This window comes from Nitrospirota bacterium, assembly GCA_016178585.1.
GTDB lineage: Bacteria > Nitrospirota > Nitrospiria > JACQBW01 > JACQBW01 > JACOTA01.
The window spans coordinates 12,835-31,860 of the sequence record JACOTA010000026.1 but is presented as its reverse complement, the minus strand read 5'-3'; the positions used below and the strand labels follow the sequence as shown (position 1 = coordinate 31,860).

The following is a 19,026-nucleotide window of genomic DNA, read 5'->3' as shown; positions in this document are numbered from 1 at the left end:
CAAGACCAGCGATAGACTTCGCACCCACTTATTAATCATGTCATTGCGAGCACCGAAGGGTGCGTGGCAATCTTATCGTAAAGTCTTGAGATTGCTTCACTTTGTTCGCAATGACAGCTTTCTAACTCTGTTCTTGGGCGGGACATCGTTGTTCCGTTTCTTTACTTGAGGGCAAAGAGGTTCACTGCCCAATCCGTTGTCCGATATCCTGAATATACACAATATCAGGCTGTGTTTCCACATAGGCCAGCGCATAATCAAGTTCTCCCGGCGTTTCCGCATAAATCGTAAACACCGGCTGACCTTTTTCTACCCGGGTCCCTGCCGGAGTATGGAGGTCAACTCCGGCCGAAGGGGCCGTGGGAGCCCCGGAGAGTTTGGCTACCCTGGCCAGTCGACGGTTTTCGATACTGGCGACGATTCCCGCAGAACGCGCGGTGATTTCACGGGAATATGTTGCCTGGGCTGGCTCCCGCATGCCCCCCTGGGCTTCACAAATCGCTTGAAATTTTTGCCATGCCCGTCCATCGCTTAAAATCGCCCTGGCCATGTGTCGGCCTTCTCCTTTTTTAACCCGGGAAGAAAATTCGAGGATTTGGCCGGCCAGAAGAATCGACCGTTCGAGAAGATCCTGGGGCGCGTTTTTTTCTCTACGTAAAACCGCAAGAACATCCCTCGCTTCCAACGCGGGGCCAATTCCCCGGCCAACAGGCTGGGTCCCGTCGGTAATCAACACACAAACGTTTAAACCCACAAAACGGCCAACCTCCTCCAAATGGCGTCGAAGGGTCTCCGCGGATTCCTGATCCCTGACCTTGGCCGTTTTTCCAACAGGAACGTCAATGACGACATGGGTCGACCCTGCCGCCACTTTTTTGGATAGAATCGAGGAAACAACCTGTTCAGGGCTGTCAAAATCCAACGGTCGTTCTACCCGGATCAGGATATCGTCTGCCGGACTCAAGCGGACCGCTCCACCCCATACAATACACCCCCCTTCCCGCTCAACCACCCGCCGCATAGCGCCTATTTTCAGGTTCACCGGAGCCAGCGTTTCCATCGTGTCCACAGTTCCAGCGGGAGAGGTGATCGCGCGAGAAGAGGTTTTAGGCATGATCAATCCAAACGCCGCGATGATGGGAACCACGATGAGGGTCGTGCGATTGCCCGGGAGCCCTCCGACGCAGTGTTTATCCATCACCGGTGAGCGATCCCATTGAATTTGGTCGCCTGCATTAATCATCGCTTGAGTCAAGGAGACCATTTCCTGGAGATCCATGCGGCCTCCAGCACAGGCCGTAATAAACGCCGAAAGATGGACGTCGGAATAACGGCCAGCCGCGATGTCAGCCACGATCTCTCTCATTGCCGTTTCACTCAGCCTTTTTCCGTAAACCTTTCCTCTAACATAACTCAAAGATTCCACCGGCGGCGGATGGGAAACGGTTACTTCATCCCCTTCTTCGGCTTTGAGAAGGCGCCAGGCCGCTTCGGATAAACCCGCCTCCCCGGGTGACAAAATACCGGTCGTTACAATGTTCAACGTGGCGAGGACCGATTGTTTCCCGTTTTCTACGCGGATTCGCGATTGGGCTTCAAAACCTTCGGATCGACAGACATGACAATCCCGGCGCATGTAGATAACCGGCTCCTGATAGGTATCAATTCCAAGCCGGCGTAAACGGAGCGAATAAAAAGCTTTTTTTTCTTTCACGTCAACGTCACCTTTTCCAGGTAGTCCGCCACGCGGCAGCGCCAACCCAATTGTTCCTTAATCCGACGCCTCAACGCATCTGCCGGCGCAGGTTCTCCATGAGTAATAAAGGTTTCACGGGGCGCGACGTCAAAATGGCGGAGCCACGCCAGAATTTCACTGTAATCGGCGTGGGCGGATAAATTATCGAGCGCAACAACTTCCGCGCGAACAGGGATATAATTTCCATGAATCTTGACTGATTTTGCGCCGTTGATCATCGCTTCTCCGCGTGTTCCACCCACCTGAAATCCGACAAACAATACCGTATTTCTCTCATCCGGAGCAAAAGCTTTCAGGTGATGAAGGACGCGGCCGCCGGTGGCCATGCCACTTGCCGAAATCAAAATCATCGGGTCTCGTTTGGCGTTCAGGCGTTTTGACTCCTCCGCAGTATGAACAAGATGCGCGACAGAACCCATTTCTCTGCTTTGCGCGGCCGTTAAGCGGTGCTCTCTGTAATGGTTACGATAGACCTCGGTGGCTTCAATGGCCATCGGACTGTTGAGGTAAACCGGAATATCCGGAATGGCATTCTCTTTTTTGAGAAGATGAACGTAATAAAGGATCGCCTGCGCACGGCCAACCGCGAAAGCCGGAATTAAAATGATTCCACCACGCTGAACCGTCCGATTAATGATCTCGGCTAAAACAATTCGCGGATCAGCCGGATCATGAAGGCGGTCCCCATACGTTGATTCAATCACCAGGTAATCGGCCTTATGGATGACCGTTGGCGGTTGCATGATTAAATCATTCAGACGGCCAAGATCGCCGGAAAACAAAAGAGAAGTTTTCGCGTCCTCTAATAGGACAAGTGACGAACCGACAATATGCCCCGCCGGAAAAAGACGAAAGTGAAGACCCCCGCCAAGGTCAACTTCCTGATCAAATTCACAGGGTGAAAATTGTCTTAAGGATCTTTCGGCATCCTCCTGGGTATAAAGAGGAAGCGCCGTGGCATGTTTTGAATATTTGTGTTCGTTCATATATCCCGCCTCTTCTTCCTGCAAATACCCGCTGTCAGGTAAAAGAATGGAACAGAGATCCTTCGTCCCCCGGCTGCAATAGACCTTTCCTGAAAAGCCATTTTTTACCAATAAAGGGAGATAACCGCTATGGTCAATATGAGCATGCGTGAGAATGACAGCGTCAATTTCTTCCGGTTTCACCGGCAAGGGCGCCCGGTTCCTTAATCGTAACTGCTTAAATCCCTGGAAAAGGCCGCAGTCCACCAGGATTTTCCTGGATCCGCCGCTCACCAAATATTTAGACCCGGTTACGGTGTTGGCAGCCCCTAAAAAGGTAATCTCCAATTTAATTTCACCTCCAAATGTAAATAACTAAGGTCTCTTATTGATCAAACGGTTCAAATCTGCCATCACTCCGGGAAGATCAAAGGGAGAATCCGCGTCGATCTCTACCGCATGGAAACTTTCCTCCGGGCTCAAAGGTTCCGCGGTTGCCAACTGCTGTTCGAGGACCGTCACACCGGCCTCGGAGGCATCCAGGCCTTTTTTATTTCGTAAGACCACTCGCTCCCGTAATATTTTCGGAGAGGCATGAATATTCAGAATGACAAAAGGCACTCTCAAATGCCTGGCTAGATGATGAAAGATCTGACGTGACGCTCTTCTTAAAAAGGTCGCGTCAACAAGTACGGGATAACCCGCTTTAAGAAGATCGTATGCAAAAATGGCCAATTGATCGTAAAGTCTCCGGGTCAGGTCAGGAGCATAAATACCGGCTCCAACCTCTCCAGTCGTTTTAGCGAGGGGGGATAAACCTGCCAGTCGTTTTCGTTCAACATCACTTCGAATCCGAACCGCATCCAGTTTCTCAATAAGCCCCTGGGTCAAGGTCGTTTTTCCGGCCCCGGACGGGCCATGCGTGATGACGAGAGAGACGGGATCTGGCCGGGTATATTTTTCCGCAAGATCGATGTAACTCCGATGCTCTTCCCAAAGATGTTTTTCCTCTCCGGAATCGAGAGCCTGCTGGCTTAAACGGATCGAAGCCACTTTTGCCCGAACCATCGCCCGGTAAACCTGATAAGTCCGCAACACCTTCAGGCCCGCATAATCTCCACTGGCTTCCAGGTAAGTATTAAGGAAACGGCGTGCCAGCTCAGGGTGGCCGCGATCATCGAGATCCATTAAAAGAAACGCCAGATCGCTCATCACGTCAATAAATCTGAGATTCTCGTTAAATTCCAGGCAGTCGAAAACGACGACGCGGCCGTCAATTAAAACCATGTTGGCCAGATGAAGATCGCCATGACATTCCCTAATAAAACCCGATTTTCTCCGGGAAATAAAATCATCGCGGCGGGCGGCTAATTTCGACTCGGTCCAGGAGCGGAGCCTCTCAATTTGTTCAAGTTCCTTTGCGTCTCGAACCATTTCGTGAATCCGCGTGAAATTGTCCCGCATCGGCTGAGCAAGCCCTTCCGGCGTTCCGAAAAAGCTTTCTGGTCCCGCTATTTCAGCCCCTTGATGAAAGGCCGCCAGCTCTTTTGCCAGAACATCGAGGGCTTCTGGCTTAAGCAGGCCTCGTTCCAGAACCCGGTCGAGCTCCTGATTCCGGTCGAATTGTGTCATCTTTACGGCATATTCAAGGATGGGTCCGTTTCCATTGAACTCCGGATGATGTTCTTTTCCGGTAATTTTAATCAAACCAAGGTAAATCGAGGGAGCCAGCCTGCGGTTGAGGCGCAGTTCCTCCTGGCAGCAGATATGGCGTTTTTCAAGGGTAGAAAAATCGACAAAGCCCAGGTTAACCGGTTTCTTGATTTTATAGGCATACGCTCCGGTCAAAAATACCCATGAAATATGGGTTTCGACCCATTCTACTTTTTCAACAGGATGATCGTAAACAGCAGGATTTTTGAGAGCTTCAATTAAAGGAGGTTGTTTCACTTGTTGATATTCAGGGACCCGTCCGCTCCGCCTCTGGCGGATGCTCCGATGCCCCCGAACCCCACGTTCCGCACCGGCGCAGCCGGTTGCTTCACTTGTTGATATTCTATTTTCATATTTTATCTCATGACCCAAATTTTCAGTAAGACGGCCGAAAGGAGCGCGCATCCTGCAGAAACGCCAAAGGCAAGCTGAGGGGTCCAGGTCTGCCAGAGCCATCCGAACAGGAGTGAGGAGGGAAGGAGCATGACGCCTGTCGTTAAGTTAAACCAGCCGTAAGCCGTCCCCACCAGCGTGGAGGGCGCAAGATCGGCAACCAGCGCCTTTTCTACCCCTTCAGTGGCCGCCATAAATAATCCATAAAATGCAAACAAAACCCAGAGCGACCACAACTGTCTCCCGTTAAAACCAAGCAACAAATAAAAAATACCATAGACGCTCCACCCAAAAATAATCAGCCGGGTTCGACCGATTCTATCCGATAAGGCAGACAAGGGAGTAGAAAAAAGAGAGGCGGAAAGTGAAACCAGGGCCCAAATCAAAGGAACCTGTTCGTTGGACAATCCCAGGTCCTTCGCCCGAAGAAGGAGAAAGGTGTTGGAAGCGTTGCCGAGGGTAAACAACGCCAGAACCATCAAATAGCGTTTAAATTGTGGAGGAAAGCTATGGAAATTCCAGTTAAAAGGGATAGGGGTTTTAATTTCCTGCCGTTGAGGTTCTCGAATAAAGAGGGACAACAGCACGGTCAATCCCCCCGGCACGGCAACCCATAAGAAAATCTCTCTAACCGTCATTTGCCGGGACAACATCCAGTAGGCTAATAATGGGCCAATGACCGCTCCAAAGCTGTCAAAGGCCCGATGAAATCCAAAAGCTAAACCCCGCTGATGAACAGGAACCGAAAGAGCCAGAAGGGCGTCGCGCGGTGAACTCCGCAAGCCCTTGCCCAATCGGTCGCCCAATCGAAGCGCCAATACCATCAGCCATGAAGGGGCAAAGGAGAGCAACGGCCGGGAGATGGCGGCCAGGGAATACCCTCCCACCACCCATGATTTGGTGGAACGGGTCCTGTCCGACAGCATACCTGAAAGCAATTTAAAGAGACTCCCCGCCGCTTCGGCACTTCCCTCGATCAGCCCCAGAACTTTGGGGCCTGCCATTAAAACCGACGTGACGTAAAGAGGGAGAAGGGAGTAGACCAGCTCACCGGCCGTATCATTTAGAAAACTAACCCAACTCAACAACCAAACTGTGGAAGGAAGCCCTAAGATCGCCTTAAACATTCACTCGCTACTTCTTAAAGGAATGATCCCTGTAAATGACAGGAAGAGGAAGAGAAGAACAAGTTATTTTCAACATCAAGCGGAATTATACTTAAAAAAAGTGAAGAATCAAAGACATTCACAACCCGCGGGTTCGAGGCTCCTGTCAAAGTCGTATGGTGGAATGAGTCATACCGTTATTAAATACCGAGAGACAGGGTTTGTGAAACAAGTCCCTGCACTCATTGTCTTTATCGAGAATCCACCTAATCCTCAAAAACCGAGAGCCTGATTATTAGTGATAGTCGTTGGTAAGCTGCACTGTTTTTTGAGAAGAGCAAATATGTGGATTCCTGGAAGGAAGGACAAAACGGAATTTTTTCAGTAGCAAACTGAGTGAGTCACTATTTCTTTTTTTCAATGTTTAGAGTCGATCCCTGAAGAAGGAGGTCTTAAAAAACTGCCAGTATCTTGCCTTCTCCGGCTGACGAGTGGGCCAGTACAGCTTCATAGCCCATCTGTCTCGCTCTGATTGCAATTTTTTGTGTTTGATCATAATCAAAGGGTTTTACTAAGTCCTCGTTTTTTAATGCTAAGATTTTTTGAATGGAAAAATCTGTAAGATCCAATACCTTCTGTAAAGAGACCCTGACTGGTAAAAGTTTAAAGCGGGTCCTTTTAACAGGGCCTTCATTTTTCTTTTCTATTTCCTTCCAACATATTTCCCGTGTCAATCCAAAATAAAGCGCTCCAAATTGATAGGACGGATTATATCGGCCTCCAAAAGTTATACTCCCTTCCATCGACAAAGGTTGATGCTGGTAGACTCGGGCTATGATCCGAAAAACTCTCGCGGATAACTTTTTAGGCTTTACTTTGTCTAGAAGGTCTAGACGCCCTGTTTTGGCCAAGGCTTAAAAGATTCCCCACCGGATTCTTTCCAGGGATTCCTGCATCCTCTTTATACCCCTAAAAGTAGATAAAAGGTCTAAAGGTCGCAAACCGGAAAAAGACTCTTTGGGGCTTGAAAACCAACCAGGAACATTTTCGGGATCCATGATGTCTCTGGCAATTTCCACTACTTCCTGAATCATCTCAAGGCGTTCCTTTTCCAGGGAGGGGGGCTGATCACCTTCTTTCTCCCAGCGAACAATGGTTCGGACCGAAACATTTAGTATACGGGCTAAATCCTCCTGGGAAAGATTTAGAGAGGACCGAATGAATTCGATCATTTCAGGAATACTTATTGAAGAAAAGAGTTTGACTGTTTTTTGAGTTCTCATGCAATTTAGATTAAACAATTCACGCCATAATGTCAAGAATAAATATCGTATTTTTACATGACCGGTAAATCAATATTCACTCCAAACATTCTTATAAAAAGGAACCGAAAAACGAGGATTATCGAAAGGTGCATTCAGTTTAAATTTAAACCGATGCTCGATATTATAACCTCTGAGGGCGGTGACGCGGAGGACATTAAACGGGGAAAGCCTTAAGGAAAAAAATATAGAAATTTGCAGGAAGGAAAGTTAAAGAGATCATTTAAAAATGGACTCCATGACCTGTTTGACTTTGCTTTCCTCAAACGGTTTTAAAATATAATGTTTGGCCCCCTCTTTCAGACAAGACACTACCGTATCCTGTGTGGAGACAGAACTCACCATCACGGCAACAGCATTTAGGTCTATTTTTTTTAAAAGTTTTAAGCAATCCAGTCCTCCCATTTGAGGCATAATCATATCAATCATCACAACATCGGGTTTTAATTCTTTATATTTGGTAATGGCCGTCAAACCATTGTCCACCATCCCAACCACTTCAAATTGCAATTTTTCAAGAATACTTTTTAAACTATTCCTTAAGAAATTGGAGTCGTCGGCAATTAACACTCTTTTTTTCGTCTTTTGTTCAGTCATTTTTTAACCTCTTTCTCTCGTAGTTTGTTGAAAAACTCATTTTCTTCAGGCTGTTCAAAAAGCTTCAGTTGCTAGGCCGCAGAAGCGAGGCAACCGGAGCGTACACATAAGTACGTGAGGATCGCCGAGCGACGAGAACGAAGCAAATGAGGCTTTTTCAACAGCCTGTTAAAGGATTTCTGATCGGGTTGCCCGCAAGATCTCCTCAGTGGTTGTCACCCCGGAGAATATTTTTTTTAGTCCGTCAAACCGCATATCCGTAAAGCCGTTTTTCAAGGCTGTCTGTCTCATTTTTTCTGACGATGCCCGTTCAATGATCATTTCCCGCAGGGTTTCGTCAACCAATAAAACCTCATGAATACCGGTCCTCCCTTTATAACCATTATTCTTACATTTCTGACACCCTTTTCCTTTAAAAAAAGTCACTCCGGAATTTGAAAGGTCGCCCAGTTCCAGACGGTCCAATTCCACCGGTTTTGGCGTATAAGCTTCCTTGCACTCCTGGCATATTTTTCTAACCAGCCGTTGCGCCACCACACCCAATAACGACGAACCGAGCAAAAACGATTCAATTCCCATATCGACCAGCCGCGTCACCGAAGAAATGGCATCATTCGTATGGAGCGTACTTAAAACAAGATGGCCGGTCAAAGCGGATTCCGTGGCGATTTTCCCTGTCACCGTATCACGAATTTCGCCAATCATAATAATATCGGGGTCCTGTCTTAAAATGGCCCGGAGGGCCGTTGGAAAAGTCAGATCCTTCTTAAGGTTAACCTGTACCTGGTTGATCAGGGGCAGTTGATATTCTACCGGGTCTTCAACTGTAATGATATTTTTCTCAATAGACCGAATCGTATTTAAGGCGGCGTACAGAGTGGTGCTCTTTCCACTTCCTGTAGGGCCGGTGACAAGAACCATTCCGTGGGGCTGAAAAATAACTTTTGACAGGCGTTTGTAGTTGTCCTCTAAAAATCCCAGATCCGCCAATTTCAGTTGAATATTGGTCTTATCCAAAATGCGGAGAACGACTTTTTCACCATATTGAGTGGGAAGAAGAGAAACCCGAAGATCGATTTCTTTTTTTTGATGAATAAAATTAATTCTTCCATCTTGTGGTTTGGACCTTTCCGAAATATCGAGATTGGACAGGATTTTAATCCTCGAGGTAATCGCGGGGTGGAGGTTCATGATAAAAGAGGCCTGTTCTCTCAATATACCGTCTACTCTAAACCGAACCATGAGTTTGGACTCCGCAGGTTCAATATGAATATCGCTCGCACCCTCCTCAACGGCTTCACATAGAATTTTGTCGACGATCTTAATAATGGACGTTTCTTTTCCAGCCTTTTTTAACCTCTCGACATATCCCGCACCTCCTTCATTCAACCCGTCTTCTGGAGAAACAATTTGATTTCCTAGACTTTCCGTGCCATCGGTATAATTGAGTTCAATAAATTTTTGTAATTGTGACCGTAACGCAAGAACCGACTGGATTTTATAACGCTTTTCAATTCCGAGAGCATTGATGATATCGAGATGGGTGGGATCAGCTATGGCAAGGGTGAGTTCCTTTTCAATCAAAAAAAGGGGCAATAATAAAAACCTTCTGGCAACCGTTTCAGGAATAATTTTAATGAGCTCTTTGGAAATATTTACATCCTGCAAATCCATCACGGCCATATTAAACTGCACACCTAAGGCTTCGGCAACATTTCGTTCGGAAACGTATCCCAGTTCAACCAGAAAAGATCCGATTGGTTTTGTTTTGTCTCCTTTTTTCGCCTGTTCTTCCAAAGCATGATTTAAATCGGCCTCTGAGATCAAATTTTTGTCCCTTAAAATATTTCCTATTTTTTTTTCGACAGCCCTGACGACACTCATGAACCCGGTTCCGAATGATCTTCTTTGTGAATCAACTTTTCAATCTCTTCTTGACTTAATTGTTTCTTGTCTTCTTGAACACCGGCTTTTAAAAGCGTCTCCTTTTGAATCATTAAAAGCTCGTCCATAACCCCCTGAGGAAGAGAAGTCGATTTTTTGGCAGAATGAAGAGAGGTTCCAGAGCGGTCAAGGGATGAATGCGTTTCGGCCGTGGGTTCCTGAGTTCCAATCAGCCCCCCGCATCCGCCGCAATAGTTTTCTCCGTCAGCATTGATAAAATGACATCTTAAACAGGGCGAGGCTATTTTATGCCCGCACTGTCCGCAGAATATCCTGATATCCCTGTTCGAATGGTTACAGTTTTCACAAATCATCAAGGCAAACTTTTCCCCCTATTTTTTACACTCTTCTGTAAAAGATAGCACTCGCTACCTGAATGTCAAATAAACAAGAGTTGGGAGTTTAATGAACGAAAAACCGTTTTCCGATTCCCGGGAGAAGGAAAAAGGCGGAGGTCGCCAGCATGGCAGAGCCGGTGGGAAGAGAATAAACAAAAGACAAATAAAACCCGACGAGGGCAGAAATAATTCCAAAAACGGTCGCCAGCCAGAATACCCGCCTGATATGGTCTGAAAGAAGGAGGGCCGCCGTCGCGAAAAGGAACGAAACAACGGCAGGGATGGAAATAAAGCCACTCTGCTCTCCTTCACCGAAATGAATTCCAAAAAAAATCCCCGCCAGAATCGATATCGCGATTCCAAGCGCAGAAACCTGGGAAAGCGCCGCGCTCACAAAGACAATTCTTTTTAAGACAATAAAAACACCCAAAAAAGAACTGACCAGTGCCGCCAACGTACAGGCAAGAATACCATTATAAAGGAGCGCAAGAACAGCGATAGGATTTGTAACTCCTTGTTTTGCCTGTCATCGCGAGCGCCCGCAGGGTGCGTGGCGATCTCGGTTCACGATGGCGAGATTGCTTCGCTTCGCTCGCAATGACAACTTTCTATCGCTGTTCTTGGGTTGCTTTCCACCAGCAAAAGATTCGATAGAAGCGGAATATGACGCAACCAGTCCATTAATACCTCTTTTTGGGTTTCTCGGGATGATGGGGATGGGCGTGCCCGTGATGAGCATGGCTGTGCTGGATTTCATGACTATGAACCACCACATATTTTTGTCCATGAAGATTATGAACATCCAGGTCTATTTTATAGATTTTCTTTAAATTTTCGTCCGTGAGCAACTGATCGGTTTCACCCGCTTCGAAAATGCCCTCCCCATGGATGATGATTAAACTTTTTGCGTAATTGGCAATCAGGTTTAAAATATGGGTTATCATTAAAATGGTAATGTTGGATTCTTCATGAAGAGACATGATTAGCTTCATGATATTGTTTTCCCCTTCAATATCCATGGCGTCTGTCGGCTCATCCAAAATTAAAATATTGGGTTCCGTGGCAAGGCCCCGGGCAATCAAAACCCGTTGTTTCTGCCCTCCCGAAAGTTGCCTGAAGGGTTTTTGAGACAGATGGGGAATCCCCACTTTTTCCAAAAGATCTGACGCAATCTTCCGGTCTTTTGGCTTCACCCGATGAAAGAGCCCTATTTTCGAATAACGGCCCATGAGCACCACATCCAGGGCCGTTAAAGGAAAAATATCATCCAGGGTTCCCCGTTGAGGGACATAGCCTACAATGAGGTCCTTGCTTTTTTCAATTACCCCATGAATCGGCGGGACGCTTCCCAAAATGGTTTTCACAAACGTCGTTTTCCCGGCTCCGTTGGGACCCACAATTCCCCAAAAATCTCCATCTTGAATCGCCAGAGATATACCCGAAAGAAGCGGTTTTTTGTGATATCCAATGGATAAATCTTTGATGTCAATCTGCGTCGCCATGATTTTCTCTTTTAATAATGATGGTAGGGGCGGCCCCCTGTGGTCGCCCAGGGCAGGCACGGGGGCCTGCCCCTACATATGATGCACTTTTTTAAACGCTTTGGAAAATTCTCCAAAAATTTTATCAAACAGGCAGAACAGAGTTAGAAAGCTGTCATTGCGAACAAAGTGAAGCAATCTCAAGACTTTACGATAAGATTGCCACGCACCCTTCGGTGCTCGCAATGACATGATTAATAAGTGGGTGCGAAGTCTATCGCTGGTCTTGGGTGGATTTGGCTATTTGTAAATTTTGATAGTTTTCCATTAAAATAATCTTCACGTTTTCTTTTTTCATTTTTTCGACAAGCGCCGCCATGTAGGAGGCGCTCGGAGGAATCGTCTCGTGCGGTTCCACATAATCCTCTATTGTCCAATGATAGCGCCTGGCAAGATAGGTCCAGCTTCTATGATAGCTGACAATCTTTTCCCCTTCATAAGGGACCATCATGGCATCCCATTCCTTAATCTTTTGTGAAAACCGGTCTGAAAAAGTCTTTAGATTCGTTTGATAAACAGAAGCATTGGCAGGATCGGCTGCTTCCAAAGCCTCTTCAATATTTTTAGCCATGATCAGATTATTGGAAGGCTCCATCCAGTAGTGATGGTTTCCAATTTTTCCAGCGCTTAATAAAACCAGGAGCCTGGCAAATGGAGAGTCTTTTAAATCGTCCTGATCATACTGGAGCAAAGGAATATCTTTTGAGACATCGACATATCCGTGCTCCCCTTTTTGAATCCTTTCATTCCGGCAGAGAATGAGCGCCTGAGGAAGCCAGTTCAGCTCCAGCTCCTGACCATTGACCAAAAGAAGATCTGCTTTATTGAGTAAGGGAACAAAAGCAGGGGTAGAAGAAATTTCATGGGGATTCTGATACCCTTTTCCTAAAAAGCGGGATTCAATCTTGTCTCCACCAATTTGATGGGCCAAATCCGCCCAATGCTCATAGGTCGACAGAACCAGAAGTTTGGCCGATGCCTCATTGGAAATCGTCTGCAGGGGAAAAAAAGAGACAAGAAAAATCAGCAGTAATTTTTTCATAGTTTGATCAAATTTATCATGCCCTAGAAAGGGTCTTTCGTCAAATTGTTTTCTTCACCGGTGACAGATAAAAGCGGCCCGTACGGACAATAAAATTTCATTTACGGATGACTTAAGGCCTTGCTTAATTCTTCATAAACATGGTCGAAATAAACCACAACATCCGTCCGTTTTTCGGACTCGCTCATCGAGTCAGGAAGAATAATTAATTTTGAATGAAATTTGACAGCAAGATCCCTTATGCTATCGACATTGACATAGGGAGGCCGTTGAGTTTCCGTGAGAAGAATGGCGGAAACTTCTTTACCTTTAATCCGGTTTGCAAGACCCGTGTAATCTGCCTGTGTTGGCCGGGTCATTTCTCTAGGTTCAATGTAACTGACGATTTCGAGTCCATGACGTTGAGCCAGATAGGTCCAATCCCGGTGATAGGAGATAATCTTTTTTCCTTTGAAAGGAACCATTTTAGCATCCCATTCTTTAATTTTTTCCTCTAACCTGGACATTAATCCCTGGGCATTGGATTCATACGTTTTGGAATTACCCGGATCCACACTGCTCAACGCTTTTTTGATATTTTGAATCATCGGGATTTCGTTGGCCGGATCCAACCAGTAATGATGATTTCCAACGGTTTTTCCTAAACCCATTCCGAGAATCACGGTATAAAACTTTGTTTGACGAAGTTCTTCCGCTGTATAGGGTAAAATGGTCGCATCTTCGGATAAATTAATATAATGTTCCTGATCCCTATTTATTTTTTCGTTTCGTCCATCTGCCAGGAGAAAACCGAGCCAGCCGGCTTCAATATCCTGTCCATTGACTAATAAGAGATCGGCTTTATTGAGAATTGGAAGAAAGGTTTTATTCGGTTCTACAAAATGGGCGTCTTCATCTGCACCGACAATCCACCGGACATCAATTAAATCCCCCCCTACCTGTTTTGCCAGGAGGGCCTCATGTTCGGTTGTCCCCACCACCAGGAGCTTTGCCTCCGACGTCCCGGTGAAAATCGCTAAACTCAAGAATAGGGTGCTGTATAAAACAAACTTTTTAAAACACTTATCAAGATAAATCATTCAATTCTCCTTTTCTGTTCTGCTCGTAGTCGATCAGATTAAAATAAAGTTAAAAATTTACCCACACCGGGTGTCACCGTTCCTAACCCCATATTCAACTGGACAATTAAAATATCACTATCCTGTTGTAGACCGCTTGCATTCAGGTGATCGTATTCAAAAGTCCATCGTGCAACCGGGCTTACGTAATAACGATAGGCGGCGGCATACCGGACATGGGAATCTTCCTGCTTTAAACCTGTTAACCCTGGATTGGCAGGGTCAATATAATCCTCGCTGGAGGGAGCCGCATAATCAAACCGGGCGGCTAATTCATGACGATAGGCATACCGGTAACTGGCCTCTGTATAAACTCCCCAAAGGGTGTCACTCTTTCCTGCTACTCCGGTCGAGGTTAACATTCCATAGTGATTGGGATCTTTTTGATTAATAATCGGGTTATCCCGTTTGGGACCAGCGATAGACTTCGCACCCACTTATTAATCATGTCATTGCGAGCACCGAAGGGTGCGTGGCAATCTTATCGTAAAGTCTTGAGATTGCTTCACTTTGTTCGCAATGACAGCTTTCTAACTCTGTTCTTGGGTTAAAAATGAATAGCCCGTTCAAATCCTTAATTTAATTGACTATTTTAAGAACCGAGGCTGTTCATATTTCATCCTGATTTTAAAATCAGAATAAGGTATGGGAAAACTTTTTCACTTTATCCTGAAATATTTTACCTATTTGAACTTCCCCGGTTGCGATTCACGAGATCTAACTGCACCACCGGGATTATCGGACAGGAACATCATGGCCTTTTTCCAGCTGGTCTAAAATCGTTTTCATATCTGCAGGAATAGGAGCCGTAAAGGAAAGGAGTTGTTTGGTCCTCGGATGTTCAAAACAAATCGTTGAGGCGTGAAGCATCTGTCTCTCCGCCTGAATTAACCCTTGCCGGTCCTGTTTTCCGCCATACGTCTTGTCGCCCAGAACCGGGTGGCCCAACGAGGCCATATGAACCCTGATTTGATGGGTCCGTCCGGTTTCAGGCCTGACTTCAACCAGGCTCACAGCCATTTCCTTATCTGTCGTTAAATTAAAACGTTTTAAAACTTTATACTGGGAGAGGGCCTTTTTTGGTTTTTGGGTATGTGAGGAGATTTTTTTTCGGTCTTTTTGATCCCGGCCAATTGAAAGGTCGACTTTGCCCTGATTCAGCTTCACTTTTCCCCAGACAAGGGCCAGGTAGACTTTTTCAATGGTATGGGCTTTAAACTGCTTCATCAGATGGGTTAAAGGAAAATCAGCTTTTGCAATGACGACAACCCCGGAGGTTTCTTTATCAAGCCGATGGACGATTCCCGGCCTTTCTTCCCCCCCAATTCCTTTTAAATCCTTGATATGATGCAGAAGGGCATGAACCAGGGTCCCGGTGAAATTGCCGGGAGCCGGGTGCATCACCAGGCCAGCCGCTTTATTGACAACCAGGAGGTCTTCATCCTGATAAAGAATTTCAAGGGGGATAGCTTCAGGTTCTATCAAAATGGATCGCGGTGCGGGAACGACAAGTTGAATCTTGTCCTCCGGCCGGATCTTATAACCTGGCTTGACCGGTTTTGCATTAACGGTTACTTTTTGCTCTTCAATTAAATTCTGAATCCGTGTCCTGGACAAAGGGATCCCCCTCTTGATTAAATAAAGATCAAGGCGGCAGCTTGGGGCTCTCTTTGGAACATTAAACTCCAGTTGCTGAGGAAGATTTTCATCGGGAAGGGATTTTAAATCTGTCGCGTTATAAATTAAGATAAAATTTCACTCTCTTTTGTTTTTTTTAAAAACATCTGAAGAACTAAAATAGAGATTCCAACCGTAATGGCGGAATCCGCAACATTAAAAATCCACCAATGGTGCTGTCCAATATAAAAGTCCAAAAAATCAATAACTTCTCCCATTTTAACCCGGTCTAAGAAGTTCCCGATGGCCCCACCTAAAATCAACGAAATGGCCGCGAGCGAGAAACGTTCCTCCGGCGGGGTATTCATAAAAAAATAGACTAAAAAAACCAGCGCCACACAGGAAATCAATAAAAAAAAGATCGCGCGGAAATGCCCATCCTGCCCGGCAAGAAAACCAAAGGCCGCGCCGGGGTTGCGGGTATAGGTTAAACTAAAAAAATGCTGGATGACAACCATCGATTCATACAGCTTAAAGGATTTGGCGATGAAGGACTTGGTGGCCTGGTCGATCAGGATTACCAGGCTCACGATTGAAAAAAGGGCCAGATAAATTTTAAAAGGTTTTCTATAAATAAGTCATTTCTCCATGATATTCAGGGGTCCGTGCGGTTTCACTTCGTGAAATCCTCCGATGCCCCCGAACCCCGCGCTTCGCACCGGCTAAGCCGGATGCTACGCTAAGTCCTGTTCACGCCAAGCACCACGGGAACACACCGCTCACACAACAGAGGGTGATCATTATTTTCTCCCGCCCGTTCACTGTAGTTCCAGCATCGGTCGCATTTTGTCCCTTTGGCTTTGGAAATTTCAACCCATAATTTTCCTATAGGCGTCTCGTTGACCTCTTTTGAAAAAAGCCCGGACACGTCCACTTGAGAAACAATAAAGAGCATCGGAAGATCCTTTTCAACCTCTTTTAAAAACCCGAAAAGCTCTCCAGACGCTTCCAAATGAACCGCGGCCTCCAGAGAAGAGCCGATCATTTTTTGCGCCCTCGCGTTTTCCAACGATTTTGCGACCTCAACTCTAAGCTGAATCAGCTTCTCCCACCGGCTTGACAGCGCGGCATCAATTTCATGATCGTTTTCGACAGGAAATTCGGTCAATAAAACGCTTTTTTCACTTTTCAATTTTTCGGGCAAATAGGTCCAAACCTCCTCAGCGGTAAACGAAAGAATGGGCGCCATCATTTGCGCCAGAGTGACGGCAATTTCAGACATGACCTTTTGGGCCGCCCTGCGGGCCTTTGATTTACCCGGAAAGGTGTAAAGCCGGTCCTTTAAAATATCGAGATAAAACGAGCTCATATCGACCGCGCAAAAGTTATTGATTGAATGAAAAACCATATGAAACTCATGGTCGGTATAAGCTTTTCGAACCCGTTTGATCAATAGATGAAGCCGGTTAAGCGCCCATCGATCAATTTCCCATAAATCCTCCGGCTTAATCTCCCCATCCTCCAAATCAAAATCATGGATATTCCCCATGAGGAATCGGCAGGTATTTCTAATTTTTCGGTAAGCTTCGGACAGCTGGGTAATAATCTGGGACGAAATCCTGACGTCGTCGCGGTAATCTTCGGCCGCAACCCAGAGTCTTAAAATTTCAGCCCCGTATTGGCGAATAATTTCCTGGGGCGCCACGACGTTCCCTGCTGATTTGGACATCTTTTTTCCCGTGCCATCTACCGTAAATCCATGAGTCAGGACCGATTTAAAGGGAGGCTCTCCCTCAATCCCCACGGCGGTCAAAAGAGAACTGTGAAACCATCCCCGGTGCTGGTCGCTCCCTTCCAGATAAAGATCTGCCGGCCATTTTAACCCTTCCCGGGTTCGAAGAACGGTGGCATGGCTGACTCCCGAATCAAACCAGACATCCAGAATATCCATTTCTTTTCCAAATCGCCGCCCCTTGCAAACCTCACAAGAAGCATCTTTCGGCAGCAGGTCTTCTGTTTTCCGGCTAAACCAGATGTCAGCCCCCTCATTTTCCATTAAGGCCGCGACATGCTTGACCCATTCTGAATTCATGGAAACCTGCTTGCAATCGAGGCAGTGAAAAAGAGCGATTGGCACGCCCCAGACCCGTTGTCTTGAAATACACCAGTCAGGCCTCGCTTCAATCATTCCGTAAATCCGGTCGCGGCCCCACTTTGGAATCCAGTGAACCTGTTCAATTTTTTTCAGCGCGTTTTTCCTCAGGTCATGAGTTTCCATCGAAATAAACCATTGTTCCGTCGCTCTGAAAATCACCTTATTTTTACAACGCCAGCAATGTGGATAAGAATGCTCGATGACCTCTTCCGAGACCAGGGCGCCCTTTGTCTTTAACATCGATACAATAAGCGGATTGGCCTTAAAAACATTGATTCCTGGAAAGTCAGCGACCTCGGCGGTAAACTCCCCCTTTTCGTTGACAGGGGTGTAGATTTCCAAACCATATTTCAGCCCCATTTCATAATCTTCCTGACCATGCCCGGGTGCGGTATGGACCACGCCGGTCCCCTGGTCCAGCGTAACATGTTCCCCGGTAATCAAAGGCGATTTCCGGTTGATGAACGGATGCCTGGCCGTAATCCCCTCAAGGTCTTTTCCCAGGTAATAACCTTTTCGAATTTTAAAATCGGAAATCCCGAACGCTTTCATGCAGGCGTCAACCCTTTTCTCGGCAAGAATTAAAATTTCCCCGCCGGTTTCCACCTCTTTGTATTGATATTCAGGATGAAGGCACAGGGCGGTATTCGCCGGCAAGGTCCAGGGGGTAGTCGTCCAGATGACCATAGACCGTTTCAGATTTTGATCTTGCCATTTTTTTTCAAATGAAACCGGCAGATCGACGATTTCAAACTTCACATAAACAGAGGTTGAGGTCTCGTCCTGATATTCCACTTCGGCTTCCGCCAGCGCCGTTTCACAGTGGATGCACCAGAGCACCGGCTTTTTGCCTTTATACACACTCCCTTTTTCAATAAATTTACCTAACTCGCGTAAAATTCCCGCCTCGTATTTAAATTCCATCGTGAGATAGGGGTTTTCCCAATCCCCCAAGACACCCAGCCTCTTGAACTCTTCCTTTTGAATTTGAATAAACTTTTCAGCATATTGGCGACATTTTTGCCGAATCTCCAGGGAGGTCAGCTCCTTTTTTTTAGGGCCTAACTCCTTTAAAACCTGGTGTTCAATTGGGAGCCCGTGACAATCCCAACCGGGAATATAAGGCGCCTGGAAACCTTCCATCGTTTTAAATTTTACAATGATATCTTTTAAGATTTTATTCAGGGCATGGCCGATGTGAATATGCCCATTGGCATAAGGGGGACCGTCGTGGAGAATAAAAGACGGTTTTCCTTCTTTTTTTCGGCGCAATTGTTCGTACAGCTTCTCTTTTTCCCAAAACAGGAGCGTATCGGGCTCTTTTTGGGTCAGGTTGGCCTTCATTGGAAATTGGGTTTGAGGAAGATTTAGGGTCTCTTTGTAATTCATAAACAAGAATCGGTCTAACTGCGACCATTC

The 19,026-nt window shown here is 46.3% G+C and carries 17 protein-coding genes; all 17 read right to left on the bottom strand.

Annotation, left to right across the window (positions count from 1 at the left end):
• Positions 1-181: 181 nt before the first annotated feature.
• On the bottom strand, positions 182-1,714 hold the full coding sequence (locus HYR79_04710; protein ID MBI1820992.1) for a thymidine phosphorylase family protein: 1,533 nt from the start codon (positions 1,712-1,714) through the stop codon (positions 182-184).
• The gene (locus HYR79_04705; GenBank protein ID MBI1820991.1) at positions 1,711-3,069 is read right to left on the bottom strand and encodes an MBL fold metallo-hydrolase; all 1,359 of its coding nucleotides are present in this window, start codon (positions 3,067-3,069) and stop codon (positions 1,711-1,713) included. The genes HYR79_04710 and HYR79_04705 overlap by 4 nt, the downstream gene beginning before the upstream one ends.
• A gap of 27 nt (positions 3,070-3,096) precedes the next feature.
• Entirely contained in the window at positions 3,097-4,839 is a 1,743-nt protein-coding gene (locus HYR79_04700; GenBank protein ID MBI1820990.1) for an AAA family ATPase, read from the bottom strand.
• On the bottom strand, positions 4,791-5,954 hold the full coding sequence (locus HYR79_04695) for an MFS transporter (GenBank protein MBI1820989.1): 1,164 nt from the start codon (positions 5,952-5,954) through the stop codon (positions 4,791-4,793). Before HYR79_04695 ends, HYR79_04700 begins: the two co-directional genes overlap by 49 nt.
• 431 nt (positions 5,955-6,385) lie before the next feature.
• Positions 6,386-6,742: an RES family NAD+ phosphorylase gene (locus HYR79_04690; GenBank protein ID MBI1820988.1), complete on the bottom strand. Its 357-nt coding sequence runs from the start codon at positions 6,740-6,742 to the stop codon at positions 6,386-6,388.
• A gap of 105 nt (positions 6,743-6,847) precedes the next feature.
• Complete coding sequence (locus HYR79_04685; GenBank protein MBI1820987.1) at positions 6,848-7,165, bottom strand: DUF2384 domain-containing protein; 318 nt, start codon at positions 7,163-7,165, stop codon at positions 6,848-6,850.
• Positions 7,166-7,474: 309 nt separating this feature from the next.
• Positions 7,475-7,852, bottom strand: a complete 378-nt coding sequence (locus HYR79_04680) for a response regulator (GenBank protein MBI1820986.1) — start codon at positions 7,850-7,852, stop codon at positions 7,475-7,477.
• 168 nt (positions 7,853-8,020) lie between these two features.
• Positions 8,021-9,736 carry a Flp pilus assembly complex ATPase component TadA gene (gene tadA / locus HYR79_04675; protein MBI1820985.1) on the bottom strand — a complete coding sequence of 572 codons (1,716 nt, stop codon included), beginning with the start codon at positions 9,734-9,736 and terminating at the stop codon, positions 8,021-8,023.
• On the bottom strand, positions 9,733-10,110 hold the full coding sequence (locus HYR79_04670) for a zinc ribbon domain-containing protein (protein MBI1820984.1): 378 nt from the start codon (positions 10,108-10,110) through the stop codon (positions 9,733-9,735). The genes tadA and HYR79_04670 overlap by 4 nt, the downstream gene beginning before the upstream one ends.
• An 88-nt stretch (positions 10,111-10,198) precedes the next feature.
• Positions 10,199-10,588 (bottom strand): metal ABC transporter permease, encoded by a 390-nt coding sequence (locus HYR79_04665; protein ID MBI1820983.1) that lies wholly within the window; start codon positions 10,586-10,588, stop codon positions 10,199-10,201.
• A 226-nt stretch (positions 10,589-10,814) separates the two neighbouring features.
• Positions 10,815-11,636, bottom strand: coding sequence for a metal ABC transporter ATP-binding protein (locus HYR79_04660; protein MBI1820982.1), 822 nt, complete (start codon positions 11,634-11,636; stop codon positions 10,815-10,817).
• A gap of 253 nt (positions 11,637-11,889) precedes the next feature.
• Positions 11,890-12,717, bottom strand: a complete 828-nt coding sequence (locus HYR79_04655; GenBank protein ID MBI1820981.1) for a metal ABC transporter substrate-binding protein — start codon at positions 12,715-12,717, stop codon at positions 11,890-11,892.
• A gap of 101 nt (positions 12,718-12,818) precedes the next feature.
• Positions 12,819-13,796, bottom strand: a complete 978-nt coding sequence (locus tag HYR79_04650) for a zinc ABC transporter substrate-binding protein (protein MBI1820980.1) — start codon at positions 13,794-13,796, stop codon at positions 12,819-12,821.
• A 38-nt stretch (positions 13,797-13,834) separates the two neighbouring features.
• Positions 13,835-14,272, bottom strand: coding sequence for a hypothetical protein (locus HYR79_04645; GenBank protein ID MBI1820979.1), 438 nt, complete (start codon positions 14,270-14,272; stop codon positions 13,835-13,837).
• Positions 14,273-14,570: 298 nt separating this feature from the next.
• Positions 14,571-15,524 carry an RluA family pseudouridine synthase gene (locus HYR79_04640; protein MBI1820978.1) on the bottom strand — a complete coding sequence of 318 codons (954 nt, stop codon included), beginning with the start codon at positions 15,522-15,524 and terminating at the stop codon, positions 14,571-14,573.
• 53 nt (positions 15,525-15,577) lie between these two features.
• A complete protein-coding gene (lspA, locus tag HYR79_04635; GenBank protein ID MBI1820977.1) occupies positions 15,578-16,066 on the bottom strand; it encodes a signal peptidase II in 489 nt (162 codons plus the stop codon).
• A 125-nt stretch (positions 16,067-16,191) separates the two neighbouring features.
• Positions 16,192-18,996, bottom strand: coding sequence for an isoleucine--tRNA ligase (gene ileS / locus HYR79_04630; protein ID MBI1820976.1), 2,805 nt, complete (start codon positions 18,994-18,996; stop codon positions 16,192-16,194).
• Positions 18,997-19,026: the final 30 nt, after the last annotated feature.